The 24,655-nt window shown below is 64.0% G+C and carries 22 protein-coding genes, 1 tRNA gene and 1 pseudogene; 14 read left to right on the forward strand and 10 right to left on the reverse strand.

Features of this window, described 5'->3' with window-relative positions; translation table 11 throughout:
- Positions 1-14 precede the first annotated feature (14 nt).
- Positions 15-980: an alpha/beta fold hydrolase gene (locus M2267_RS11760; protein ID WP_429114712.1), complete on the forward strand. Its 966-nt coding sequence runs from the start codon at positions 15-17 to the stop codon at positions 978-980.
- Positions 981-1,092: 112 nt separating this feature from the next.
- Here M2267_RS11760 and hisN read toward each other — a convergent pair whose 3' ends face one another.
- Both hisN and M2267_RS11770 read right to left on the reverse strand, forming a co-directional pair.
- On the reverse strand, positions 1,093-1,866 hold the full coding sequence (hisN, locus tag M2267_RS11765) for a histidinol-phosphatase (RefSeq protein WP_429114812.1): 774 nt from the start codon (positions 1,864-1,866) through the stop codon (positions 1,093-1,095).
- Positions 1,867-2,300: 434 nt separating this feature from the next.
- The gene (locus M2267_RS11770; protein WP_429114713.1) at positions 2,301-3,182 is read right to left on the reverse strand and encodes an N-formylglutamate amidohydrolase; all 882 of its coding nucleotides are present in this window, start codon (positions 3,180-3,182) and stop codon (positions 2,301-2,303) included.
- A gap of 200 nt (positions 3,183-3,382) precedes the next feature.
- On the opposite strand from M2267_RS11770, the gene cpdR1 reads away from it, so the two are divergent.
- The 3 genes from cpdR1 (at position 3,383) to M2267_RS11785 (ending at position 5,336) form a co-directional block, all read left to right on the forward strand.
- Positions 3,383-3,748, forward strand: coding sequence for a response regulator CpdR1 (cpdR1, locus tag M2267_RS11775; RefSeq protein WP_034786813.1), 366 nt, complete (start codon positions 3,383-3,385; stop codon positions 3,746-3,748).
- Positions 3,749-4,008: 260 nt separating this feature from the next.
- Positions 4,009-4,083, forward strand: a tRNA-Val gene (locus tag M2267_RS11780).
- Between the two features lie 560 nt (positions 4,084-4,643).
- Entirely contained in the window at positions 4,644-5,336 is a 693-nt protein-coding gene (locus M2267_RS11785; protein WP_402325523.1) for an alpha/beta fold hydrolase, read from the forward strand.
- 80 nt (positions 5,337-5,416) lie between these two features.
- Here the strand turns inward: M2267_RS11785 and M2267_RS11790 are convergent, their stop codons facing one another.
- From M2267_RS11790 to M2267_RS11805, 4 genes are all read right to left on the reverse strand, one after another.
- Positions 5,417-5,692 (reverse strand): hypothetical protein, encoded by a 276-nt coding sequence (locus tag M2267_RS11790; protein WP_429114714.1) that lies wholly within the window; start codon positions 5,690-5,692, stop codon positions 5,417-5,419.
- A gap of 32 nt (positions 5,693-5,724) precedes the next feature.
- A complete protein-coding gene (locus M2267_RS11795; protein ID WP_402325526.1) occupies positions 5,725-5,916 on the reverse strand; it encodes a hypothetical protein in 192 nt (63 codons plus the stop codon).
- Between the two features lie 85 nt (positions 5,917-6,001).
- Positions 6,002-6,940, reverse strand: coding sequence for a 4-hydroxy-tetrahydrodipicolinate synthase (gene dapA, locus M2267_RS11800; RefSeq protein WP_429114715.1), 939 nt, complete (start codon positions 6,938-6,940; stop codon positions 6,002-6,004).
- Between the two features lie 11 nt (positions 6,941-6,951).
- Positions 6,952-7,440 (reverse strand): hypothetical protein, encoded by a 489-nt coding sequence (locus M2267_RS11805; protein WP_429114716.1) that lies wholly within the window; start codon positions 7,438-7,440, stop codon positions 6,952-6,954.
- A 301-nt stretch (positions 7,441-7,741) separates the two neighbouring features.
- On the opposite strand from M2267_RS11805, the gene ilvD reads away from it, so the two are divergent.
- Together ilvD and M2267_RS11815 are read left to right on the forward strand one after the other, a co-directional pair.
- Complete coding sequence (ilvD, locus tag M2267_RS11810; RefSeq protein ID WP_429114717.1) at positions 7,742-9,580, forward strand: dihydroxy-acid dehydratase; 1,839 nt, start codon at positions 7,742-7,744, stop codon at positions 9,578-9,580.
- A 160-nt stretch (positions 9,581-9,740) separates the two neighbouring features.
- Positions 9,741-10,169, forward strand: coding sequence for a lipocalin-like domain-containing protein (locus M2267_RS11815; protein WP_077959723.1), 429 nt, complete (start codon positions 9,741-9,743; stop codon positions 10,167-10,169).
- Between the two features lie 18 nt (positions 10,170-10,187).
- Here the strand turns inward: M2267_RS11815 and M2267_RS11820 are convergent, their stop codons facing one another.
- Complete coding sequence (locus tag M2267_RS11820; protein WP_429114718.1) at positions 10,188-10,592, reverse strand: GFA family protein; 405 nt, start codon at positions 10,590-10,592, stop codon at positions 10,188-10,190.
- A gap of 135 nt (positions 10,593-10,727) precedes the next feature.
- On the reverse strand, positions 10,728-11,135 hold the full coding sequence (locus M2267_RS11825; RefSeq protein ID WP_402325535.1) for a GFA family protein: 408 nt from the start codon (positions 11,133-11,135) through the stop codon (positions 10,728-10,730).
- 95 nt (positions 11,136-11,230) lie between these two features.
- Between M2267_RS11825 and M2267_RS11830 the strand changes: the two genes are divergently transcribed.
- Positions 11,231-11,704, forward strand: coding sequence for a MarR family winged helix-turn-helix transcriptional regulator (locus tag M2267_RS11830; protein WP_429114719.1), 474 nt, complete (start codon positions 11,231-11,233; stop codon positions 11,702-11,704).
- 11 nt (positions 11,705-11,715) lie between these two features.
- On the opposite strand, the gene M2267_RS11835 is transcribed toward M2267_RS11830, so the two are convergent.
- The gene (locus M2267_RS11835) at positions 11,716-12,162 is read right to left on the reverse strand and encodes a MarR family winged helix-turn-helix transcriptional regulator (protein ID WP_043610690.1); all 447 of its coding nucleotides are present in this window, start codon (positions 12,160-12,162) and stop codon (positions 11,716-11,718) included.
- 61 nt (positions 12,163-12,223) lie between these two features.
- On the opposite strand from M2267_RS11835, the gene M2267_RS11840 reads away from it, so the two are divergent.
- From M2267_RS11840 to M2267_RS11855, 4 genes are all read left to right on the forward strand, one after another.
- Entirely contained in the window at positions 12,224-12,952 is a 729-nt protein-coding gene (locus M2267_RS11840; RefSeq protein WP_429114720.1) for a DUF899 domain-containing protein, read from the forward strand.
- 114 nt (positions 12,953-13,066) lie between these two features.
- Positions 13,067-13,543 (forward strand): DUF1579 domain-containing protein, encoded by a 477-nt coding sequence (locus M2267_RS11845; protein WP_429114721.1) that lies wholly within the window; start codon positions 13,067-13,069, stop codon positions 13,541-13,543.
- 129 nt (positions 13,544-13,672) lie between these two features.
- Positions 13,673-14,440 carry a VOC family protein gene (locus M2267_RS11850; protein ID WP_429114722.1) on the forward strand — a complete coding sequence of 256 codons (768 nt, stop codon included), beginning with the start codon at positions 13,673-13,675 and terminating at the stop codon, positions 14,438-14,440.
- Positions 14,441-14,892: 452 nt separating this feature from the next.
- Positions 14,893-16,710, forward strand: coding sequence for a GGDEF domain-containing protein (locus M2267_RS11855; RefSeq protein WP_082005832.1), 1,818 nt, complete (start codon positions 14,893-14,895; stop codon positions 16,708-16,710).
- On the opposite strand, the gene M2267_RS11860 is transcribed toward M2267_RS11855, so the two are convergent.
- Positions 16,682-17,593, reverse strand: coding sequence for a LysR family transcriptional regulator (locus tag M2267_RS11860; RefSeq protein ID WP_429114723.1), 912 nt, complete (start codon positions 17,591-17,593; stop codon positions 16,682-16,684). The two genes, M2267_RS11855 and M2267_RS11860, sit on opposite strands and share 29 nt — an antisense overlap.
- Positions 17,594-17,721: 128 nt before the next feature.
- On the opposite strand from M2267_RS11860, the gene M2267_RS11865 reads away from it, so the two are divergent.
- The 3 genes and pseudogenes from M2267_RS11865 (at position 17,722) to M2267_RS11875 (ending at position 24,653) form a co-directional block, all read left to right on the forward strand.
- Positions 17,722-18,756, forward strand: a complete 1,035-nt coding sequence (locus tag M2267_RS11865; RefSeq protein ID WP_429114724.1) for an aldo/keto reductase — start codon at positions 17,722-17,724, stop codon at positions 18,754-18,756.
- A 161-nt stretch (positions 18,757-18,917) separates the two neighbouring features.
- Positions 18,918-22,244: pseudogene (locus tag M2267_RS11870) on the forward strand (DUF2126 domain-containing protein).
- Positions 22,245-24,653, forward strand: a complete 2,409-nt coding sequence (locus M2267_RS11875) for a circularly permuted type 2 ATP-grasp protein (RefSeq protein ID WP_429114725.1) — start codon at positions 22,245-22,247, stop codon at positions 24,651-24,653.
- The last annotated feature ends 2 nt before the right edge of the window (positions 24,654-24,655 follow it).

A 24,655-nucleotide genomic window follows, 5' to 3' on the forward strand; every position in this document is an offset into this window, starting at 1 on the left:
CCGGCCACGACCCCATGACCTCGATCCTCCACGCGACACCGGACAATCCGATCCCGGACAATCATGTCGCTGGCTTTTTCGATGGCATCGGCGGCCGCAAGATCCGCTATGCGATCTTCAAGACGAAGCAACCGGTGGCGCGCGGCACGGTCGTGCTGCTGCAGGGCCGCAACGAATCGATCGAGAAATATTTCGAGACCATTTCCGACCTGACCGCGGCCGGCCTCTGGGTTGCCACCTTCGACTGGCGTGGCCAGGCAGGCTCCGAGCGGCTGCTGACGCACTCCGGACGCGGTTATGTCGACCACTTCTCCGATTACGAGCGCGATCTCAGCACCTTCCTCGAACAAATCGTGCTGCCCGATACCCGCCTGCCCTTCTCGATCGTCGCCCATTCCATGGGCGCGCTCGTCGCCTTGTCGCTCGCCCCGATGCTTGCAAGCCGCATCGACCGGCTGGTGGTGCTGGCCCCCTTCGTCGGCCTTGGCGGCCAGGCGCTCGGCGAAAAGAGCATTGCGACGGTTGCGACCTTCATGCGCCTGGTCGGCCTCGGCGCCCTGCCGGCACATCCCGACAAGGGCAACCGCCCCTTCGAAAACAACGTGCTGACAGCGGACCGTCGCCGTTACGCCCGCAACATCGCGCTGACCGACGCGCATCCGGAACTGAGGCTCGGCCCCCCGACGGCGCGCTGGCTGAGCGAGGCTTTCCACGCCATGCGCCGGATCCTCCGCCGCGACCATCTGACCCGCATCACCTTGCCGACGATCATCCTGGCACCGACGGCCGATCGGCTGGTGCCTCATGTCGCCGTCGAATGGCTGGCGCGCAACTTCCGCGCCGCCCAGATGATTCCGATCGATGGCGCTCGCCATGAACTGCTGCACGAGGCGGACCGCTATCGCGCCCAGGCGATAGCGGCGATCCTCGCCTTCGTCATCCCCGAAGAAGGCGACGCGCGCGAAACCACCGCCGCCTGAAGCCAGCGCGCGCGCTCCCGACAACGCCGCACGCCCGATCGGACGTACGAACGCCTCTGTAACACTTTGATTTTACGGATGTCCGCGCCCGCTGCGCGAGGCGCAGGGCGCATCAGCCCTTCAGGATTTCCAGCGCCTGCGCGTGCAGTTCCGCATTGCCAGCCGCAATGACTTCGCCGCCCATTTCCGCCGGGCCGCCCTGCCAGTTGGTGACGATACCGCCGGCCTGCTCGATCAGCGGAATGAGCCCGCCGACATCATAGGGTTTCAGCCCGCATTCGATCACCAGATCGACATGGCCGGCAGCCAGAAGCGCAAATGCGTAGCAATCGCAGCCATAGCGGAACAGCCGCACCTTGTTTTGCACCGCTTCATAGCGGGTCTTGAACGCGCCGGAATAGAGGTGCGGCGAGGTGGTGAAAAGCACCGCGTCGTCCAGCGACTTGCAGGCGCGCGTCGAAAGCACCTGCTCGCCACCCGGTCCACGGTAGATCGATTTCGTGCCGTCGGCGAAGTAGCGCTCGCCGGTGAAAGGCTGGTCCATCAGGCCCATGACCGCATCGCCATTGCGATAGAGGCCCACCAGCGTGCCCCAGACCGGCAGGCCGGAAATGAAGGCGCGCGTGCCGTCGATCGGGTCGATGACCCAGACATATTCGCGGTCGAGACCGACATTGCCGTGCTCTTCGCCAAGAATGCCGTGCTCCGGAAAATGCGCCTCGATCAGCGCACGGATCGCCGCTTCAGCCGATTGGTCCGCTTCCGTCACCGGATCGAAGCCGCTTTCGAGCTTGTTGACGACGCTGGTCCCGATCCGAAAGCGCGGCAGGGTTTCCGCCTTGGCGGCATCTGCAAGACGATCGAAGAAGGCGCGGTCAGGCAACATGGCGATCTCTCTGAAAAACATGGAGGAAGGTACGTCCTGAATAGACGAAATTTGTCGAAAGGCAAACGACCGAGCACGCCCATCAGCGGGCGGCGTCGGCGTCAGGGCAGGAGCGTTTCGCACTGCACCACGGCCGCCTTACGCTTCAAACGCGGCTCTGCCGAATTCAATCGGTTGATTCGCCGTTTCCGGCTGAAAAACTTTTGACGCAATGCAAAAGTTTTCACCGGCAAACTTGACATTTGTGCAGCGCAATAATATGGTTTTCCTACAGTCACCTGTGACTGTAAATACCCTCCTTGGGTGTTTCCTCCCTAGACTTGACCGCGCCGTTGGCGCGGTTTTTTTTGAACCTCCCCGACAGAAAATACCAAGCGCCGCCAGCACCTTGCTGGACGTCACCCTTGTCCGTTCTTCCTGGTTTCTGGGAAAGGCTACTCGGCCGCCAGCGGCAGATAAGCGCCGTAGTCTTCGACGTGGCGGGCAAGCGAGCCGATGAAGGTCGTGAGGTCGGCAACCAGCGAACCGAAGCCGGGTTTGCGCACCAGCGTCGTTTCGTCGACATAGAGTGCCCGGTTGATCTCGATCTGCAGCGCGTGCAGCCCGCGCGTCGGCCGGCCGTAATGCTCGGTAATGAAGCCGCCGGCATAGGGCTTGTTGCGCACGACACTGTAGCCGAGTTGCTGCAGCAGATCGACGGCGGCACGCGAAAGCTCGCCGGCAGCACTGGTGCCGTATCGATCGCCGATGATGAAATCCGGTCGCTGGGCGCTGCCCGGCAGATGCACGTTGCCCGGCATCGAATGGCAGTCGATCAGCACCGACAGGCCGAACTGCACATGCGTGCGGGCGATCAGCTTGCGCAAGGTGGCGTGATAGGGCTTGTAGATCGTCTCGATCCGCGTCAGCGCATCCTCGACCGGGAACCGCCCGCGATAGATCTCCATATTCTCGGCCACCAGCCGCGGGATCGTTCCGAGCCCGCCTGCAACGCGCATCGAGCTGATGTTGGCATGCGGCGGCAACGATCCCTCGAACATGCGCGGATCGAGCTCATAGGGCTCGCGGTTGACGTCGAGGAAGGCGCGCGGGAAATGTGCAAGCAGCAGCGGCGCGCCGAGGAACGTCGCGTTCTGGAACAGCTCGTCGACATAGTGGTCTTCCGACCGGCGAATCGAAAGCGCATCGAGCCTGGACTGGTCGAGGAAACTCTGGGGGTAGGACCGGCCGCTATGCGGCGAATTGAACACAAAGGGAATGCGCTGGATTGGAGGTTCAAGGACCTCGAACAGTTCCCTCTCCGCAATTTCCCCCATCTGAACCCTTTTTTACCATATGCGGTACTTGCAATTGTCATCATGTTGCCAGTTGGCCCGCTCTGTGTCCATAGTGGCCAATCACAGCATCCCGGGGAATTGACGTCCCGCGTTCACGAGATATTTACCGCGTTGCGGTTTGGATAAAACGCCGCAATCTACGCGCAATGAACTGAATAAAGAGAAGCACGGCCCAATTCATGACTGCGAAAATCCTTCTTGCCGAAGACGACAACGACATGCGCCGGTTCCTGGTGAAGGCGCTGGAAAAGGCCGGCTATAAGGTCATGTCCTATGACAACGGCGCCAGCGCTTACGACCGGCTTCGCGAAGAACCGTTCTCGCTCCTTTTGACCGACATCGTCATGCCCGAGATGGACGGCATCGAGCTGGCGCGCCGCGCGACGGAACTCGACCCGGACCTCAAGGTCATGTTCATCACCGGCTTTGCCGCGGTTGCCCTCAACCCGGACTCCAAGGCGCCGAAGGATGCCAAGGTGCTCTCCAAGCCCTTCCACCTGCGCGACCTCGTAGACGAGGTCAACAAGATGCTGGCTGCTGCCTGATCAAGACAGTTTTCCACAGGCGCGCCGTTCCGCGACTGTAAAGAATGCGACTTCGGACCGACCGCCGCGATCCACAGGGATCTCCGGCGGTCTTTTCGTTTCAATGCCTTAGCGGAAACCCAGCAAATCCGGGATCTTGCCGGTGTCTCATCGACGCCGTTCCCGTGGGGAAAATCGCCGCCTTTAAATTTCTGTCAAAAAACCTTCGAAAACCCTATTGACGCGACAACGGCTTTTGTGGTCTATGCGCCACATCGGATGGGCGTGTAGCTCAGCGGGAGAGCACTACGTTGACATCGTAGGGGTCACAAGTTCGATCCTTGTCACGCCCACCATTCGAATTCAAAAGGCCTTTCGAGAAATCGAAAGGCCTTTTCTCGTTTCCCCTATTTCTTCCCCCTTCAGCTTGCGCATTCGCAAAGGCGTCGATCAAAGCGCTGCCCACCACTTTGCCCACAGCCGGCGCTCAGACTTTGGTCCGACAGAGGTCGGCAAAGGTCCGGGGCGCATTGTCGAATCGGTTTCGCGGTGACTTGATGCCGATGCGCCCGGAAGCAAGCCCGCCTCCTGGACGCAACTGGTCCCAGGGCGATGCCCCGTAGCCCCAATACGCCGCTCTGGGACCCCGTTCCTCCTCCACATGGCTGACACTGCCTGCTGTCGCGGCCACCCGAGCCATGGGTCGGTCCTCCGTCACGAAAATTTGTGGCTTGCGTCATGGAAGGCACGTCTTGTCGCCCTAATTTCGGGCTGCAATCTCAACGCTTTGCCAAGCGCCAAGCGCAAGGCCGAGCAAGCCACCGAACAGACGACGGGCAGCACCCTCGCACACCTCTCCAGGGACGAGTGTGCTGCCGAACCGAGCACCTCTCCATTCGAGCGAAAGGAACGGATCATGCCGGCAGTCAAGAATATCGTGCTTGTACACGGCGCCTGGGGCGATGCCTCCCATTGGCGCCACGTGATCCCGCCTCTGCACGCCAAGGGCTACAGGATCGCGGCGGTACAAAACCCGCTGACCTCGCTTGCCGACGATGTCGAGCGCACCCGCAAGCTGGCGGAATCGCTGGAAGGTCCGACACTGCTCGTCGGCCATTCCTATGGCGGCGCGGTGATCAGCGGCGCCGGCCACGCGTCCAACGTCGTCGGCCTGGTCTATGTCGCCGCTTTCGCGCCGGATGAGGGCGACAGCCTCGGCAGCATCTTCGCAAGGCGCGATCCGCCGTCCGGCGCCGCCAGCATCCGCCCCGACAAAGACGGCTTCCTCTGGCTGGCGCAGGATACGTTCCGTGAGAGTTTCGGCCAGGATCTGAGCGAGACCGAGGCTTTGGTCATGGCGGTCGCGCAAAAACCGATCGCCGGGCGTTGCTTCGAGGACAAGGCCGGGGCTCCCGCCTGGAAGACGAAACCCAGCTGGTACCAGGTCTCGCGGCACGATCACATGATCCCGCCCGAAACCGAACAATGGATGGCCGAGCGCATCAAGGCGAAGAAGATCATCACGCTCGACGCCAGCCACGCCTCCCTTGCCTCGCACGCCAAGGAAATCGTGGCGCTGATCGACGAGGCGATCGCCTCGCTCGGCTGAACGTCCGGAAGCGCAGCGTCCCGACACGAGCAACCCCGTCGGCTCCGAGCCGACGGGGTTCCCCTCTGTCTCATTGGACGTCAGGCATAGGCGCGGCGCCGGCGCTGTCGCGTGGCGCTCGGCCCGCGCGAAAACGTATCGAGATCGATCGCCGCCCCTTCCGGTGCCCGGCACACCTCCTCCGGATGCCGGTCGCTCGCCTCGACGGCGAAATGGATCGCGGCGCTCTCATTGGTAAAGAGGCCGCCGACGAGGCCCTTGCGGTCGGATACGACCCACCAGCCGTGCCGGTCGCGGCCGACGACGAAACGCGCCCGCGCCAGGAAACCACGGCGGATCTGCTGCATACTGCCCATGATCGAACAATCCTTGTTGAGGAAAAGGCGGCCTAACCGGCGATCCACGGCAGTGCGGCCTGGATGCCGTAGGCAAGGCCGAGCACGATGGCGAGCCGGATGCCGATGCCGAGAAAGGCATCGCGAACGGCGCTGTCCTTGGGCGGAAGGTGCTCGGCGCGCTCGCTGCTTTCGATGCGCCGGCGCCCGGCAGCGCGCGCGGCAAGATGGGGAAAACGGGACATGGTCGTTCCTTTCGGGTGAGATGGATGCGGGCAGCGAGCGCCGCCGCGGCAATCGGGCATGCAGGATCCGGGTGAGGACGTGCCGTCAGCCGGCGAGCGCGATGCGCACCCCGCGGCCGATCAGGGTGGAGGCTGGAAGCTCGGTCAGCGGTTCGAGCGCCGCACGGATTTCCGCCGCCGTCTCCGGCGCCACTGCTGTCAGCGGCAGGCGCACCTCCGGGCTGAGCGCCCGCACCAGGTGCAATGCGTATTTCACGGGTCCGGGATTGGTCTCGCGCTCCAGCGCCGTGAGCAGCGGCCGCAGGCGCTCATGAAGGGCGAGCGCCGCTGCGACATTTCCGGTCGTGACGGCCTGATGCATGGCGACCACCAGCCGCGGCACGACATTGGACGCCACCGAGATGGTGCCGCGGCCGCCACAGAGATTGAACGGCAGCGCCGTCTGGTCGTGACCCGAGAGCTGCTTGAGCCTGGTCTTCAAGGCTGGCGACGACGACAGGAAGCGGCCGACGTCGCCGGTGGCGTCCTTGATGCCGACGACATTTTGAAGCTCCGCCAGCCGCTCGATCGTCCGCGGAGCGAGATCGACCCCGGCGCGCGAGGGCACATTGTAGATGATGATGGGAAGGTCCACCGCTCGGGCGACCGCCTCGAAGTGGCGATAGAGCCCCTCCTGCGACGGCTTGCTGTAGTAGGGCGCAACAACGAGCGCCGCATCGGCACGGAGGGCCTTGGCTTCCGCGGTCAGTTCAATCGTCGTCGCGGTGCTGTTGGTACCGGTTCCGGCGATAACCGGGATCTTGCGCTCCGCCACCTCGACGCAGCGCTCGATCACCAGCGCCCGCTCGGCACGCGACAGCGTCGGCGCTTCGCCGGTGGTGCCGCAGGCAACGATGCCGGAAATGCCGTGGCGGATCTGCCATTCGACCAGAGACATCAGGCCGACGACATCGACCTTGCCGTCCCGGAACGGCGTGACGAGTGCTGTGATCGCCCCTTCGAGGCGCAGCGAATTCATGTTCATGGAAGTATCCTTCAGGTGGAAAGTTGGCCGCGGCCGGCAGCGGCCGCAAGCTGGTGGCAGCGGCAAGAGCGCAGGAAGGCGCCAAGGATCGCCGCGGCAAGGTCGGCATGTCGCGCCTTGAACGTGATCCGGCCGGCGCCCGGTGGCTGATAGCGCAGCGCGCAGGTCCACAGGCCGAACTCGTGATTGAGCGTTCGAAGGCACAGTTTCGCCTCGGTCGCCGACGTCAGCTGGATGACGGCATCGACCAGTGCATCGGCGGCCATCAGTTCACGGAACCGGCGCGACGGCCATTCCCCAACCGCCAGATCCGGCATGTCCGCGATCACCCGTACCGCCTCCCAGACATGGTGCTCGCGCAGGCGGCGAACGGCGGTCAGCCGGAGGATCAGCGCATCGAGCGCTTGCGCAACCGTTTCGCCGGTCAACTCCGGACCCACATCGACCTTGCGCGGGGCCGGAAGAATATGACGACGGATGTTGAAATCCTGGAGAGACATGGCACGCATCCCTATTCGATGCGGCAAGGCTAGACCCGGCAGGCGTCCGGTTTCGATTGCGACTTCGGGCGCCCGGCATAAGATTTCCGTAAAGCGCTTCGGTGGGTGTTGTGGAAGACGCCGGCCGCGGTCTAGATTTGGTTTCCGAACAGGCGAAAGCCCGGCGCGACAGCGCGCGCGGCGTCGAAATAATCTGACGCAAAAGATGACGCGCACGCAATTTTGCGCTAGGTAGCCCATTCGGTGGCGATCAGGGATCGCCATTCCCGAGCAATACCCCTTGTCCGTGAAGGAACATGCCATGCCTGCCTATCGCTCACGTACCACCACCCACGGCCGTAACATGGCCGGCGCCCGCGGCCTCTGGCGCGCGACGGGCATGAAGGACAGCGATTTTGGCAAGCCGATTATTGCGGTGGTGAACTCGTTCACCCAGTTCGTGCCGGGCCACGTGCACCTCAAGGATCTTGGCCAGCTCGTCGCCCGCGAGATCGAGGCTGCCGGTGGCGTCGCCAAGGAATTCAACACCATCGCCGTCGACGACGGCATCGCCATGGGCCACGACGGCATGCTCTATTCGCTGCCGTCGCGCGAGATCATCGCTGACTCGGTCGAGTACATGGTCAACGCGCACTGCGCCGACGCCATGGTCTGCATCTCCAACTGCGACAAGATCACCCCCGGCATGCTGATGGCCGCACTTCGCCTCAACATCCCCGCCGTCTTCGTTTCCGGCGGCCCGATGGAAGCAGGCAAGGTCGTGCTGCACGGCAAAACGCACGCGCTCGACCTGGTCGACGCCATGGTCGCCGCAGCCGACGACAATGTTTCCGATGAAGACGTCAAGGTCATCGAGCGCTCCGCCTGCCCGACCTGCGGCTCCTGCTCCGGCATGTTCACGGCCAACTCGATGAACTGTCTGACCGAAGCCCTCGGCCTGTCGCTGCCCGGCAATGGCTCGACGCTCGCCACCCACGCCGACCGCAAGCGCCTGTTCGTCGAAGCCGGCCACCTGATCGTCGACATCACCCGCCGCCACTACGAGCAGGACGACAACAGCGTCCTGCCGCGCAACGTCGCCTCGAAGAAGGCGTTCGAGAACGCCATGGCGCTCGATATCGCCATGGGCGGCTCGACCAACACCGTGCTGCACATTCTCGCCGCCGCCCATGAGGGCGAGGTCGATTTCACCATGGCGGACATCGACCGCCTGTCGCGCAAGGTGCCCTGCCTGTCGAAGGTCGCACCGGCCAAGAGCGACGTGCACATGGAAGACGTGCACCGTGCCGGCGGCATCATGTCGATCCTCGGCGAACTCGAAAAAGGCGGGCTCATCAACCGCGATTGCCCGACGGTGCACAGCGCCACGATCGGCGACGCCATCGACCGCTGGGACATCACCCGCACCTCGAGCGAAACGGTTCGCAATTTCTTCCGCGCGGCACCGGGCGGCATCCCGACCCAGGTCGCGTTCAGCCAGGAAGCCCGCTGGGACGAACTCGACACCGACCGCGAAAAGGGTGTCATCCGCTCGGTCGAACATCCCTTCTCCAAGGATGGCGGCCTCGCTGTCTTGAAGGGCAACATCGCCATCGATGGCTGCATAGTGAAGACCGCGGGCGTCGACGAGAGCATCCTGAAGTTCTCCGGTCCGGCCCGCGTTTTCGAAAGCCAGGACGCGTCGGTCAAGGCGATCCTTGCCAACGAGATCAAGGCCGGCGACGTCGTCGTCATCCGCTATGAAGGCCCGAAGGGCGGCCCGGGCATGCAGGAAATGCTCTATCCGACGAGCTACCTGAAATCGAAGGGCCTCGGCAAAGCCTGCGCGCTGATCACCGACGGCCGCTTCTCCGGCGGCACCTCGGGTCTTTCGATCGGCCACGTTTCGCCCGAAGCGGCCAATGGCGGCACGATCGGCCTGGTGCGCGAAGGCGACATGATCGACATCGACATCCCGAACCGCACGATCAGCCTGCGCGTCGACGAGGCGGAACTCAGCCGCCGCCGTACCGAGCAGGACGCGAAGGGCTGGAAGCCCACCGAACAGCGCAAGCGCAAGGTGACGACGGCGCTGAAGGCCTATGCGGCTTTCGCCACCTCCGCCGACCGTGGCGCCGTGCGCGACCTCGGCGAGCACTGACCAGCCACGTTCTGGCAGCGCCCGAGCGGCGCAAGAAACAACGAAGGGCTCCCGCGCGGCGGGGGCCCTTTTCTTTGATCTCGTCCTAGGGATTGGCCCGGCTTTGCCGGACAGGAACCATCTGTTATTTTAGTTTACCCTAAAATCATACAGGTGGATCATGGCGGACGAGTCTGGATTGCTCGGCACCTGGAAGATGCTTTCCTGGACGCGCGAGGTCGTCGCCACTGGCGAGGTCAGCGATGCCATGGGTCCTGACCCCATCGGTTATCTCTCGTATTTTCCGGATGGCCGGATGACTGCCGTCGTGGTGAAGCGCGATCGGCCGCAGCTCAAAGGGCTCGTGCCCTCTCACGACGAAAAAGCGGCACTGTTTGATTCCATGCTCGCCTATTCCGGCTCCTATTCACTCAAGGACGGCCGGATCATCCATCATGTCGAGGCAAGCTGGAACCCTGCCTGGGGCGTCTCCGACCTGATCCGCCCCTTTGTCCTGCAAGGCGACAAGCTGGTGATCTATGGTGCGCCGGGCGTGGACCCGGCAACCGGCGAGGAGGTCATCTACCACCTCGAATTTCGCAAGATGTGACCAGCTTGGCCACGGGCGTCAGAGGTGACGCGTCTCGGCCGGCGCGTGGAACCAGTTGTTGTTGCGCCCGTCCATGTACTGCACCGGTGCTTCGGCCAGCACCGCCGGGTCGAGATCGTCGAGGCAGGCGACGTTGACGGAATAGTAGGCGCCGCCGATCTCCTCGATGTAGCCGTGACCGAAGGCGGCAACGCCGCAGGTCCTGCAGAAGCGGTGATGCACGCTGTTGCTGCCGAACTGGTAGTCGGCGAGGTTGGCTTCGTCGCACTGCAGCCGGAAGGCGTCGGGCTTCACGACCACCCCCCAGTAGCGCCGCTTCCAGCAAATCGAGCAGTTGCATTTGCCGGTGCCGGCATCGAGGTCGATATCGGCCTCATAGCGGATGTTTCCGCAATGGCAGCTTCCTTTGTAGGTCAGTTTCATAGCTGTCGCTCCTGCTCGCGGGCCGGTCAGCCCCCATATTGCCGCCCACCCGGCAGGCGATATGCCTGCCGGGTGAAGCTCATGCAATGCAAGTGCCATATTGACAACATATTGTCAATTATGAACCGGCACGCGTCAGAGATGACGGACTTCGGCGGGCGTTTGATCCCATCGGTCGTTCCGGCCATCCAGATATTGCACCGACACCTCGGCAAGGACCGATGGATCGACATCGTCCAGCGTGGCAACATTGACGCTGTAATAGGCGCCACCGAGTTCCTCGACATAACCATGGCTATAGGAGGCGATGCCGCAGGCCGGGCAGAAGCGGTGGTTGCCCACCTTGGCGCCGAACTGATACCGGCCAACCTGATCTTCCGGCGACAGGAGGCGAAAATCTTCCGGCTGGACCTGCGCACCCCAGTAGCGGGCCTTGCCGCAGAACGAGCAATTGCATCGCGTCGTCCCGGCATCGAGATCGAAAGTCGCCTCGTATCTGAGCTTGCCGCAATGGCAACCGCCGCTGTAAGTCCTTCTCGCCATGCTCTCATCTCCCTTGCTAAAATGGCTTGCTGAAACAACTGCATCATGACAACATGATGTCATATAAACATTCACACGACGCTGGTGCTGTCAACATGAAAGATCCTGATCGGACACCCGCCGGAGACGCCTTTGCGGAGTTCGCCATATCGGTATTGCGGCTGGCGGGCCCCCTGACGCAGGCCGGCGACGCGCTCGCCAAGCCTTCCGGACAAACGAGCGCCCGCTGGCAGGTGCTGGCCGCGGCAAACCATGCGCCGATGTCGGTGGCCGATGCGGCACGCGCGCTCGGCCTTGCGCGCCAAGGGGTGCAGCGCATCGCCGATCTCCTGGAGGCCGAAGGGCTGATCGCCTACAGGGACAACCCGACCCACCAGAGGGCGAAACTCATGGTCCTGACCGCGGCGGGAGAAACGGCGCTGCACGCCATCAAGCAACGGCAGGCGGCCTGGGCGGATGGCCTGGGCGGCGCGCTCGGCGAAAGGCGGCTACGCCAGGCTTCCGCCTTGATCGCCGAGGTGATCGAGGTACTCAGGGAACGCCCCACGCCAGAGCCGTCCGAGGACTGACCGACTGTCGGTCAGGCCAGCCTCAGGAGATCCGCACGCAGGCGGTCCGGACCACCGTCCCCGAACACCGGATCGAGCGCCTCATGGAGGTCCCGCCAGATCGGCACAGCGCGCGCCAGCAGCCCCTGCCCCTCCGGCGTCAGCCGCAATCGGCGCGACCGCCGGTCGTCGGCATCCGGGAAGCTTTCGACCAGGCCGCGCCGTTCGAGCGGCTTCAGCGCCGCCGTCAAGGTCGTCCGGTCCATGGCGAGAAGCGATGCCACCGAGCCCATATTGGGCGCTACCGGGCGGTTGAGCGACATCAGCAGAGAGAACTGTCCGTTGGTGATATCGAGCGGGCGCAGCCCCTCGTCGAACCGGCGGGCAAGGGCGCGCGCGGCACGCTGCACATGCAGGCAGAGGCAGGTGTCCTTCACATGCAGGGTGGTATCGAACGAAACGAGCGGCATTTTTGACATGACCGATTAATGTTGATATCAACGTAAATAGTCAAGTGCAACGTTGGAAGGAGGAACGGGCATGAGACAGGACCACGCAGTGGTATCGCCTGGAGAGTGGCTGAAGGCGCGCAGAGACCTGCTTGCGCTGGAAAAGGAACACACCCACGCACGCGACAAGGTCAATGCCGCCCGGCTGGCCTTGCCCTGGGTGAAGATGGAAAAGACCTACGTCTTCGATACGCCGGCGGGCCGCAGATCACTTTCCGAGCTTTTCGACGGCCGCAGCCAGCTCATGGTCTACCATTTCATGTTCGGCCCCACCTGGGAGGCCGGCTGCCCCGGCTGCTCCTTCCTGGTCGATCACTTCGCCGGCATGCTGCCGCACCTGAACCATCACGACGTCACGCTGGTCGCCGCATCGAACGCGCCGCTGGTCAAAATCGAAGCCTACAAGAAACGCATGGACTGGCATTTCCCCTGGGTCTCGGCGGAAGGCAACGGCTTCAACCATGACTTCCACGTGGCCTTTTCGGCAGACGAACTCGCCAGTGGCAAGGTCGGCTACAATTTCACCGACATCGAAAGCGCCAATGCGCATGAGGAACTGCCCGGTCTTAGCGCCTTCCAAAAGAGCGAGGACGGCACGGTCTACCACACCTATTCGTCCTATGCCCGCGGGCTCGAGGAACTGGTGGGCACACTGATGCTGCTCGACCGCGCACCGAAGGGCCGCAACGAAGACGGTACGATGGACTTCGTCCGGCGCCACGACGAATACGACCGGGAACCGGGCCGCAAGGCGGGCTGACCTTCGCATCCGCCGCGGGCGGAACTTTTCGCCCGCGAAATCGTTGTGAGAACGCTCGCGTGCCGGGCCGATTGCCTATGCCCGGACGAACCCTGTGCCCAACAAGGAAATCCCGTGAGAGCAGAACCGGAAGAACCGCACCGCTGGCTCGAGCAATTGCTGGGCGACTGGCACGTTCGCACGGCCGGATCCGATGGCGAGCCCGACGGCAGCGGCCCCTGGACCGAACATGTCCGGTCCCTCGAGGGCCTTTGGATCGTCTGCGAAGGTCAGGGAACGATGCCGGGTGGCAGTTTCGGCCAGACGCTGATGACGCTCGGCTTCAATCCGCAGACCGGGCGTTACGTCGGCACCTGGATCGGATCGATGATGAAGCACATGTGGATCTATGACGGCGAACTGGACGCGGCCGGCACGTCCCTCTCCCTTTCCTGCGAAGGGCCGGATTTCGAGACCCCCAACCGGACCGCGCGTTACCGTGATGTCATCACGCTTGACGGTCCGTCCCGGCGGCTACTGACGGCGCAGATGCAGACAGCGGACGGACGCTGGAAAGATTTGATGACCGCGGAGTACCTGCGCCGGGATTGAAAGCGGTGCTGGCGGCCGACCTTCGGCTTTGCGGTCACACGTCCCGTCAGGCTGACCCGGCGACAGTTCATTCGAACAGGCAACCAAGCGGCGCGAAATACGCCGCGCCAAGGCAATCGGAGGAAGGCAATGGCAGATCACGGCAAATTCGTTTGGTACGAGCTGATGACGACCGACATGGCGGCCGCCGAAACGTTCTACAAGGACGTCGTCGGGTGGAATGCCGCCGATTCCGGCATGGCCGGCATTAACTACACCCTGTTCAACGTCGGCGAGATTCCGGTGGCCGGCCTGATGACCATGCCGGAAGGCGCGCTTGAAATGAACGTGCCGCCCGCCTGGCTCGGTTACATCGGCGTCGACGATGTCGATGCGACCGCCGCCAGCATCGCCGCCAAGGGCGGCAAGGTGCACCGGGCGCCGGACGATATCCCCGGCATCGGGCGTTTCGCCGTCGTCACCGACCCGCACGGCGCGGTGTTCTCGGTCTTCAAGGGGACGGGCGATCCACCGCCGGTCACAGACCCGATGGCTCCCGGATTGATCGGCTGGCACGAGCTTGCCTCCGGCGACCTCGACACTGCCTTTCCCTTCTATTCCGAGCTCTTCGGCTGGACCAAGGACCAGGGCATGGACATGGGCGAGATGGGCATCTACCAGATCTTCGCCCATGGCGGCGCCCCGATCGGCGGGATGATGACCAAGCCGAAGGAAGTGCCCGCGCCCTATTGGCTCTACTATATCAACGTGCCGGCCATCGATGCCGCCATCGAACGCATCAAGGCTGGCGGCGGAAAGATCGTTTTGGAGCCTATGGAAGTCCCCGGAGGGGCCTGGATTGTTCAGGCGCTCGACCCGCAAGGCGCCCTCTTCGCACTGGTCGGGCCGAGGCGCTGAGACTGTTGCATGTCTCCTTAGATCCTCCTCGATTTAAGGCAAAAGACACGCAGCAGGTCAAAGTGCCATGGCAACCTTTGAGGGTTTGATGGGACGCGAGGCACGCCAGGCGCAGCACAGATCACGTTGCCGTGAAGAGTTACAGAAGTAAAATCACGGCAGACCAAGTCCAGGCCCGCTTTCGGCAAGAAAACGGGCCTGATTTATTACGATCATGGACCGGAAAGCGAACACCGAGGCCACCAAAGCCATGGCCTGCCCTGCGCCGGGCGCATCCCTCGGTTGCGGAATAGCCCCTAGTATTTCAGGGTATTTCAAGCTTATTTAACATCTTATACGATAACAGGGGCGACAAGCACACTGATTTCGGATGGGTTTCTTGTCGGGCGACAAGAATTTGTCGTGACTGTCGAGACGACGAGCGACGACATGAGTGGAGCAACTTCGCGCAGATGAGCAATAAGGGCAGCAGCTATGCGTCCCCTCAGATGGGCGTCGGGGAAGCACGCACGGCCAAGGCCCTGCGACGCAAGCTCCAATGGCTGGTGGCCATTGTCGTTGCCTGCACGGGCATTCTTGCGACCGAAATCATCGCCGCGTCCTACAGCGATTTCGTCATCGCGCGCCGCAATCTGACGGAAGTCATGGCCTTTTGCCGCGTCCTCGACGCCGCGAACTACCTCTCGGCCGAACGTGGTCCGTCGAACGGCATGCTTGGCCTCGGCGTAGCGCCCGGGTCCACCGTTCAGGCGCGGCTGGCGGAGTTTCGTACCCGCAGCGACGCGGCACTCGCCGAGATCACCGCCGACATCGACAATGCCAGCCGTTCCGAACCGGCCGGCGCACTCTCGCCCATCCTGGTCGAGGTGCACCGTCGGCTGATGCTTGCGCGTGCGGAAGTCGATCGCATTGCGGCCCTTCCGCCGGAAGAGCGGAACCTGGCCGAAATCGAAGGGTCGATCGAGGCCATGTTCGGCGTGATCGATGCGCTCCGCCCCGCGATCGACTGGAACATTCAGCGCCTGACCAATACGGACCCGAACCTTGCGGGCATTGCTCTTGCGGCCCAGATGCTCGCCAATCTGCGTGAAGACGGTGGTCGCCTCGGCTCGCAGGTCATGGCGCCCGTTGCCGTCGGCAAGCCGCTCGCGATCAAGAACCTGGCCGACAGCGAGCGCACACGTGGCAGGCTGCAGGAGGTCTGGGCGATCGTCGGCAAGCCGGGCGCGCTTCCCGGCCTCGATCCGGCGAAGATCGGCGATCTCGCCAAGATCGACCGCGAATTCTTCGGCGAAGGTTTTGCGATCATCGACAACATCGTCGCCGTCGGCAAACGCTCTGGCAACTACCCGCTGACCGCCGAACAGCTCACCGACATTTTCGTCCCGAAGATGAAGCCGCTTGAGGATCTGCGTCGCGCCTTCATGGATTCGACCGTCGAGCGCCTGTCGGCCAACAAGACGCGCGCGTCGATCAAGCTCGCCGTCGCGAGCCTTGCGACCTTCTCGCTTTTCCTGGTGCTCCTGGTGTTGATGCGCCGCGCCCGCTCGCTGGTCTTCGAACCGCTGCTCCTTGCGCGCCACAGCATCATCGAGCTTGCCAACGACCGCCCGATCCCGCGCCTCCAGGGCAAGGGCGGAGAAGGCGAAATGGGGCGCCTGTTCGATGCGATCGACATCCTGCGCCAGCGCCTCGACGAGCGCACGCTGCTGATGCAGCATCTCGAGCGCCAGGCGGAAACGGACGAATTGACCGGCCTGCTCAATCGCCGCGCACTGGAGCTGATCGGCGGCGCAGAGGACACGGACGGCAAGGATCAGGACGCCTGTCTGATCCTGATGGATATCGACCACTTCAAGCAGATCAACGATACCCACGGCCACCTGATCGGCGACATCGTGCTTCAGGAAACCGCACGCATCATCCGCAATTCCGTGCGCAATTCCGATCTCGTCGCCCGTTTCGGTGGCGAGGAGTTCGCCGTGATCACGCCCGGCGACAGCATCGAATCCGCGCTTGCCCTTGCCGAAAGGATCAGGGTCAACCTCGCACGCGAACCGATCGTCCTTGCCGACGGGCAGAAGCTGAATGTTACCGCCAGCTTCGGCGTGGCCGAGGGCCGGAGCGCGGACGGTGGCTGGAAGCACCTGATCGAACTTGCCGATACGGAACTCTATCGCGCCAAGTCCGAAGGCCGAAATCGCGTCTGCGGCCAGCCGGACGAAGCCGCGCACTCGCCGTTCAAGGCGATGAAATCCGCGCGCGCTTAGCCAGGAAATCGAGCACTACCCGCACACGCGCCGGCAGGGCTCCACCCTGCCCGTGGAACACCGCATGGAAGGCCTCGATGTCGCCCGGGTTCAAGTGCTCGGCAACCGCCGTCAGCCGGCCGCAACGGATATCCTCCTTGACCGTAAACGTCGGCAGTCGCGCCAGGCCGACGCCGGCGAGCGCAAGCTGGCGCAAACCCTCGCCGTCACTCACGCGGACCTGCTCCGTCGGTGCCAGCGTGATCGGCTCCCCGTTCGACAGGAGTGGCCAGCCATCGATCGAACGGGCGTAGCTATGGCTCAGCCTGTTCATCGCTTCGAGATCCTCAACACGCTCGGGCGTGCCGAACCGTTGAAGATAGGACGGCGCGCCGACGATCGTCATCGACGTGCTGCCGAGCTTGCGGGCGATCAGGCTTGAAGACTTCAGCGGACCGGCGCGCACGGCAATGTCGGCCCGCTCCGCCATCAGGTCGACCACGGCGTCGGTCTGCAGAATATCGAGCGAGACCGACGGAAAGGCCGAGAGAAACTCCGGCAGCACCGGCATCAGCACATGCACCGCATAGGAAGCGCTGACGTTCAGACGCACGCGACCCTCCGGCGTCTCGCCTGAACCCGCCTCGCGCTCCGCCTCGTCGATATCGGCAAGGATGCGCACCGCCCGCTCGTAGAAGGCGCAGCCCTCCGCCGTCAGTTGCAACCGCCGCGTCGAGCGGTTGACGAGCCGGACGCCGAGCCTTTCTTCAAGCCGCTGCACGAGCTTGCTGACGGCCGAGGGGGTCATACAGCAGACCTTTGCGGCGGCCGAAAAACCGCCAAGTTCCACCGCCTTGGCGAAAACCGCCATCTCCCCCGAACGATTGATCGACAAGCGCGACATGTGACTTCAACTCACAAATGATGTTCTTTCATCATGTCTACATCGCAAATAGCAACGACACCACCTTCTCCTCGTGGGCGAGCGGACATCCGGTCTCGCAAAGGCCAACCATCGAGGAGTTTGACGACATGGAATACAGACGGCTTGGATCATCGGGACTGAAAGTGCCTGCCTTGAGCTTTGGTGCCGGCACGTTCGGCGGCAAGGGGCCGCTCTTTAGCGCCTGGGGCAACAGCGACGCTTCGGAAGCCAGGCGGCTGATCGACATCTCGCTCGAGGCCGGCGTCAACCTCTTCGACACCGCCGACGTCTATTCCGACGGCGCGTCCGAGAGCGTGCTTGGTGCAGCCATCAAGGGCCGGCGCGATGCCGTGCTGCTCTCCACCAAGATGGCATTGCCGATGGGCGATGGACCGAACGACGCCGGCACGTCGCGCACGCGCCTCGTCAAGGGCGTCGACGATGCCTTGAAGCGGCTCGGCACCGACTATATCGACCTGTTGCAACTGCACGCCTTCGACGCGGGAACGCCGGTCGAGGAGGTGCTTTCGACACTCGACGGTCTCGTCACTGCCGGCAAGCTGCGCTACGTCGGCGCCTCAAACTTCGCCGGCTGGCAGCTGATGAAATCGCTGGCGGTCTCCGAGAAACACGGCCTCGTGCGCCATGTCGCCCACCAGGTCTACTATTCGCTGGTTGGACGCGACTACGAATGGGAACTGATGCCGCTTGGTGCCGACCAGGGCGTCGGCGCGCTGGTCTGGAGCCCGCTCGGATGGGGGCGCCTGACCGGTAAGATCCGCCGCGGCAAGCCGTGGCCGGAAGGAAGCCGCCTGCATGACACAGCCGCCTTCGGCCCGCCGGTCGATGACGAAAAGCTCTACGATGTCGTTGACGTGCTCGATCAACTCGCCGAGGAAACCGGCAGGACGATCCCGCAGATCGCCATCAACTGGCTGCTGCAGCGCCCGACGGTCTCGAGCGTCATCATCGGCGCCCGCAACGAAGAGCAGCTTCGCCAGAACCTCGGCGCCGTCGGCTGGTCGTTGTCGCGGGAACAGATCGCCCGGCTCGACGCGGCGAGCAATACGACTCCGGCCTACCCCTACTTCCCCTACTACCGCCAGGAGGGTTTCGCGCGGATCAATCCGCCGATCGTCTGATCGTCAGGCAACCGCTTTCGCACGCCGCGCACTGGCGTGCGAAAGCGTTGCACCGCCTCGATTTTCCAGGCACGCTTTCGCGCTTGCATTCTCGATTTGCATTGCACAAACTTCGTGGCGATGGGGGCACCAGACCTTCCACGAAGGGGATCAAATCCGGCATGTCTATCAAGGCCAGTATCTATCACCTGACCCACTACACCTATGACCGTCCCGTCAGGCTGTCGCCGCAGATCATCCGGCTGAAGCCCGCCGCTCACTCCAAGACAAAGGTGATCAGCCACTCGCTGAAGGTCTCGCCCGGCAACCATTTCGTCAACCTGCAGCAGGACCCCTACGGCAACTACCTCGCCCGCTTCGTCTTTCCCGATCCGGTGAGCGAGCTGAAGATCGAAGTCGATCTCGTTGCCGACATGACGGTCTACAACCCCTTCGACTTCTTCGTCGAGGAAGAGGCCGAGCATTGGCCCTTCCCCTACCCCGAAGATCTCAGCGACGATCTGAGGATCTACATGACGCCGGAGCCGCTCGGCCCGGCGCTCTCCGCCTTCATGGCAACGGTCGACCGTTCCCGCCAGCGCACCATCGACATGGTCGTCGGGCTCAACGCGCGCCTGCAGCAGGAAATCGGCTATGTCATCCGCATGGAGCCGGGCGTGCAGGACCCGGAGCAGACGCTGACATCGGCGCGCGGCTCGTGCCGCGATTCCAGCTGGTTGCTCGTGCAGATCCTGCGCAATCTCGGCTTCGCTGCCCGCTTCGTCTCCGGCTATCTCATTCAGCTGACACCCGATCTGAAAGCCCTCGACGGCCCCTCCGGCACCGACCACGACTTCACCGACCTGCACGCCTGGGCCGAAGTCTATCTGCCCGGCGCCGGCTGGGTCGGGCTCGACCCGACCTCGGGCCTCCTGACCGGCGAAAGCCACATTCCGCTCGCAGCAACGCCGCACTATCGAAACGCCGCGCCGATTTCCGGCGGCTTCTTCGGCGATCCCGAGACCCGAACCGACTTCGCCTTCGACATGAAGGTAAAACGTGTCGCCGAGCACCCGCGCATCACCAAGCCGTTCTCCGACGAGAGTTGGGAGTCGCTGAACGCACTTGGCGAAAGGGTCGACCGGGTTCTCGAGGAAAATGACGTCCGCCTGACGATGGGCGGCGAACCGACCTTCGTCTCCATCGACGATTTCGAGGCGGAAGAATGGAACACCGCCGCCGTCGGCCCGACCAAGCGCGAGAAGGCGGACGATCTCATCCGTCGGCTGCGCGAGCGTTTCGCCCCCGGCGGGTTCCTGCATTACGGCCAGGGCAAGTGGTATCCCGGCGAAAGCCTGCCGCGCTGGACCTTCTCGCTCTACTGGCGCAAGGACGGCGTGCCGATCTGGCGCCGGCCCGATCTCATCGCCGAGGAAGCCGGCCGGCACGACGTGACCGAAAAGGATGCCGAACGCCTGCTGCACGCGATCGCCGGCGAACTCAACGTCGCGGCCGAGATGGTGGTGCCCGCCTTCGAGGATCCGGCCGAATGGCTCTTGAAGGAGGCGAACCTCCCGGACAATGTCGATCCCGCCAACTCGAAGCTCAAGGACCCGGAGGAACGCAGCCGCATGGCGCGTGTCTTCGAGCGCGGGCTGACGACGCCGACCGGCTACGTTCTGCCGGTCCAGGCCTGGAACGCCCAGGCCTCCGGACGACAATGGATGAGCGAGAAGTGGAGCACCCGCCGCGGTCGGCTCTTCCTCGTGCCAGGCGATAGCCCCGTCGGCTACCGCCTGCCGCTCGGCACTCTGCCCTACATCGCGCCCTCGCAGTTTCCCTATATCCACCCGCTCGACCCGACCTTGCCGCGCGACGACCTGCCGGATTTCTCCGAGGAGATCAGCCGGCCGCAACAGGCACGCTTCCAACCCTTGGAAGCGCCGGAAACACCGCTGCCGGTCGCGCGGGACGAAATCGCCGGCCTGGTGCGTACCGCCATCAGCGTCGAGCCCCGCGACGGCAGGCTCTGCGTTTTCATGCCGCCGACGGCAAGCATCGAGGAGTATCTCGACTTGATCGCGTCTGCGGAACGGGCCGCTGCCGCCATTGGCCTGCCGGTGCATATCGAGGGCTATGCCCCGCCCCAGGACGAGCGCATCAACGTCATCCGCGTCGCACCCGATCCCGGCGTGATCGAGGTCAACATCCACCCGGCCGCCCATTGGCGCGACTGCGTCGATACCACGACCGCGATCTACGAGGAGGCGCGCCAGAGCCGGCTCGGCGCCGACAAGTTCATGATCGACGGCCGCCACACCGGCACCGGCGGCGGCAACCACGTGGTCGTCGGCGGCGCCAATCCAAATGACAGCCCGTTCCTGCGCCGCCCGGATCTCTTGAAGAGCATGGTGCTTCACTGGCAGCGGCATCCCTCGCTTTCCTATCTGTTTTCCGGCCTCTTCATCGGTCCGACGTCGCAGGCGCCGCGCATCGACGAGGCCCGCCACGACCAGCTCTATGAGCTCGAAATCGCGCTGGCGCAGGTGCCGATGCCCGGCTCTGCAACGCCGCCGCCCCTGCCCTGGCTCGTCGACCGGCTGTTCCGCAACCTGCTCGTCGACGTCACCGGCAACACCCATCGCGCGGAAATCTGCATCGACAAGCTGTTCTCGCCCGATGGCCCGACCGGCCGTCTCGGCCTCGTCGAGTTTCGCGGCTTCGAGATGCCGCCCAACGCCCGCATGTCGCTTGCCCAGCAATTGCTGGTGCGCGCGCTCATCGCCCGCTTCTGGAAGCATCCGGTCGACGGCCGCTTCGTGCGCTGGGGCACGGCGCTGCACGATCGTTTCATGCTGCCACATCATGTCTGGCAGGATTTTCTCGACGTGCTCGCCGACCTCAGAACCCATGGCTTCGATCTGAAGCCGGAATGGTTCGAGGCCCAGCTCGAGTTCCGCTTCCCCTTCTGCGGCGAGGTCGAATACGAGGGGGCAAAGCTCGAAATCCGCCAGGCGCTGGAACCCTGGCACGTGATGGGCGAACAGGGGGCAATCGGCGGCACCGTACGCTATGTCGACAGCTCGATCGAGCGCCTTCAGGTCAAGCTCGATACCGCCAATCTCGAGCGTTACACGGTCGCCTGCAACGGTCGGCCCGTGCCGCTCACACGCACCGGTCCGAACGGCGCGGCGGTGGCCGGCGTGCGTTACAAGGCGTGGCAGCCGGCGTCCGGGCTGCACCCGGTGCTGCCGGTCAACACTCCCCTTACATTCGATATCTATGATACATGATCGAATCGGGCGATCGGCGGTTGCATCTACCATGTCGCCCACCCGGGTGGGCGCAACTACGACACGTTTCCGGTCAACGGCAACGAGGCGGAGGCGCGACGCCTGTCGCGGTTCGAGCCTTGGGGCCATACGCCGGGAGGTTACCCGCTGCGCCCCGAAAGCCCGTCGACGGAATTCCCGATGACGCTTGATCTCAGGCGTCCACCAGGAGCGTAAATGCCGAAGAAGCAGACAGCCGCCGCAAGCCATCCGGGCACCGACGACGATCCGGTCTTCGGCTATCGGGCCCTACCGGGCATTGCCGACGAAATGCTCGACCAGGAAGGCAATGTCCGCCCGGTCTGGCAGCGGCTGCTCGCGACGCTTGGGCGGCTCGACGAGACCGAGCTTGCCAACCGCTTCGCCCGCGCCGACCGCTATCTGCGCGATGCCGGGGTATTCTATCGCGTCTATGGCGCCAAGGAGAGTTCCGAGCGCAGCTGGCCGCTGTCGCACATTCCGGTTCTGATCGACGAAAAGGAATGGGCGCACGTCTCGCAGGGCCTCGTGCAGCGCGCCGAGCTCCTGGAAAAGGTTGTCGCCGACATCTATGGCGAGAACCGGCTGGTGCGCGAAGGGCTGCTGCCGCCGGCGCTCGTTGCCTCCAATCCGGAGTTTCTGCGCCCGCTCGTCGGCGTAAAGCCGGCCGACGGCCACTTCCTGCATTTCGTCTCCTTCGAGATCGGCCGCGGCCCCGACGGAAACTGGTGGGTGCTGTCCGATCGCACCGAGGCGCCCTCGGGCGCCGGCTTCGCGCTCGAAAACCGGGTCGCGACCACGCGCGCCTTCTCCAATCTCTACGCCGAAAGCCACGTCCACCGGCTGGCCGGTTTCTTCGGCGAGTTCCGCGACACGCTGCAGAGCCGCCGGCTGCATCCGGACGACCGCATCGCCGTCCTTTCGCCGGGGATCGCCAACGAGACCTATTTCGAACATGCCTATATCGCACGCTATCTCGGCTTCATGCTGCTTGAAGGCGAGGATCTGACCGTGGTCGGCGGCCGGGTGATGGTGCGCACCGTCGCCGGTCTCAAGCCCATCGGCGTACTCTGGCGCCGGCTCGATGCCGCCTTTGCCGATCCGCTCGAACTCAATCAGTCCTCCCATATCGGCACACCCGGCATCGTCGAGGCGCTCAGGGCCGGATCGGTCTCGATCGTCAACGCGCTCGGCACCGGCATCGTCGAAACCCGTGCCTTCCTCGCCTTTACGCCGGCGATCTGCCGTCATCTGCTGGGCGAGGAGCAGAAGCTGCCCTCGATCGCCACCTGGTGGTGCGGCCAAAGCGCGGAACGCGAACAGGTCGCCGCCAACCTCGACCGCATGGTCATCGGCCCCGCCTACCAGACCCGCCCCTTCTTCGACGACAATGGACAGTCGGTGCTCGGCCGCACGCTCGATGAGAAGGCCCGGGCCTCGATCGCAGACTGGCTTTGCGCCGAGGGCGGCAAGCTCGTGGGCCAGGAAGTGGTCACGCTCTCGACCACCCCCGCCTGGGTGCGCGGACGGCTGACGCCACGGCCGATGAGCCTGCGCGTGTTTGCGGCGCGCACCCGCGACGGCTGGCAGATCATGCCGGGCGGCTTTGCCCGCATCGGCTCCGGTGACGATGTCGCTGCGATCGCGATGCAGGCGGGCGGCACCGCCGCCGACGTCTGGATCGTCAGCGACCGGCCGGTCGAGCGCACGACGCTGCTTCCGGCCGAGGAAAGCTTCACCCGCAACATGCCGGGCAGCCTGCCGAGCCGGGCGGCCGACAATCTCTTCTGGCTCGGCCGCTACATCGAGCGTGCGGAAGGGGCGCTTCGCATCCTGCGCGCCTGGCACGGCCGCTTTGCCGAAACCGCCGATCCGGACCTGCCGCTCCTGAAGGATGTCGGCGACTATCTCTCCGCCCTCGACATCGATGCCCGCCAGCCGGTGCCCGACAGCCTGCTTGCCAATATCTCCAGCGCCCTTTTCAGCGCCGGCAACATCCGCGACCGTTTCTCGCCGGATGGCTGGCTGGCGCTCAACGACCTCTCGCAGACGGCCCGCAAGTTCCACGCGACGGTGCAGGCCGGCGACGACGCGACGCGGGCGATCACCGTGCTCCTGCGCAAGCTCGCCGGCTTTGCCGGTCTCGTGCATGAAAACATGTACCGCTTCACCGGCTGGCGCTTTCTTTCGATCGGCCGCTACATCGAGCGCGGCCTGCACATGACCCGGCTGCTCGGCCACATGTCGGGGCCGGATGCGCCCGATGGCGCCTATGACATGCTGCTCGAAATCGGCGACAGCGTCATGACCCATCGCCGGCGCTACAATGTCAGCACCGCCGCCTTGACCGTCACCGACCTTTTGGCGCTCGACCCGCTCAATCCGCGCTCGGTGCTTTACCAGTTGAACGAGATCAAGACCGAGGTCGAGCTCTTGCCGAACGCCTTCGTCAACGGACAGATGTCTCCTTTCTACCGCGAGGCGATGCGGCTGCATTCGGGCCTGGCTGTGATGACGCCGGAAGCCATGAACCTCGGCGTCTACAATCGGTTGGAGCGGGATCTCGAAAGCCTGTCCGATCTGCTCGCACGCACCTATCTCGGCTAGCC

The organism is Ensifer sp. KUDG1, from assembly GCF_050434285.1.
Taxonomy (GTDB): Bacteria; Pseudomonadota; Alphaproteobacteria; order Rhizobiales; family Rhizobiaceae; genus Ensifer.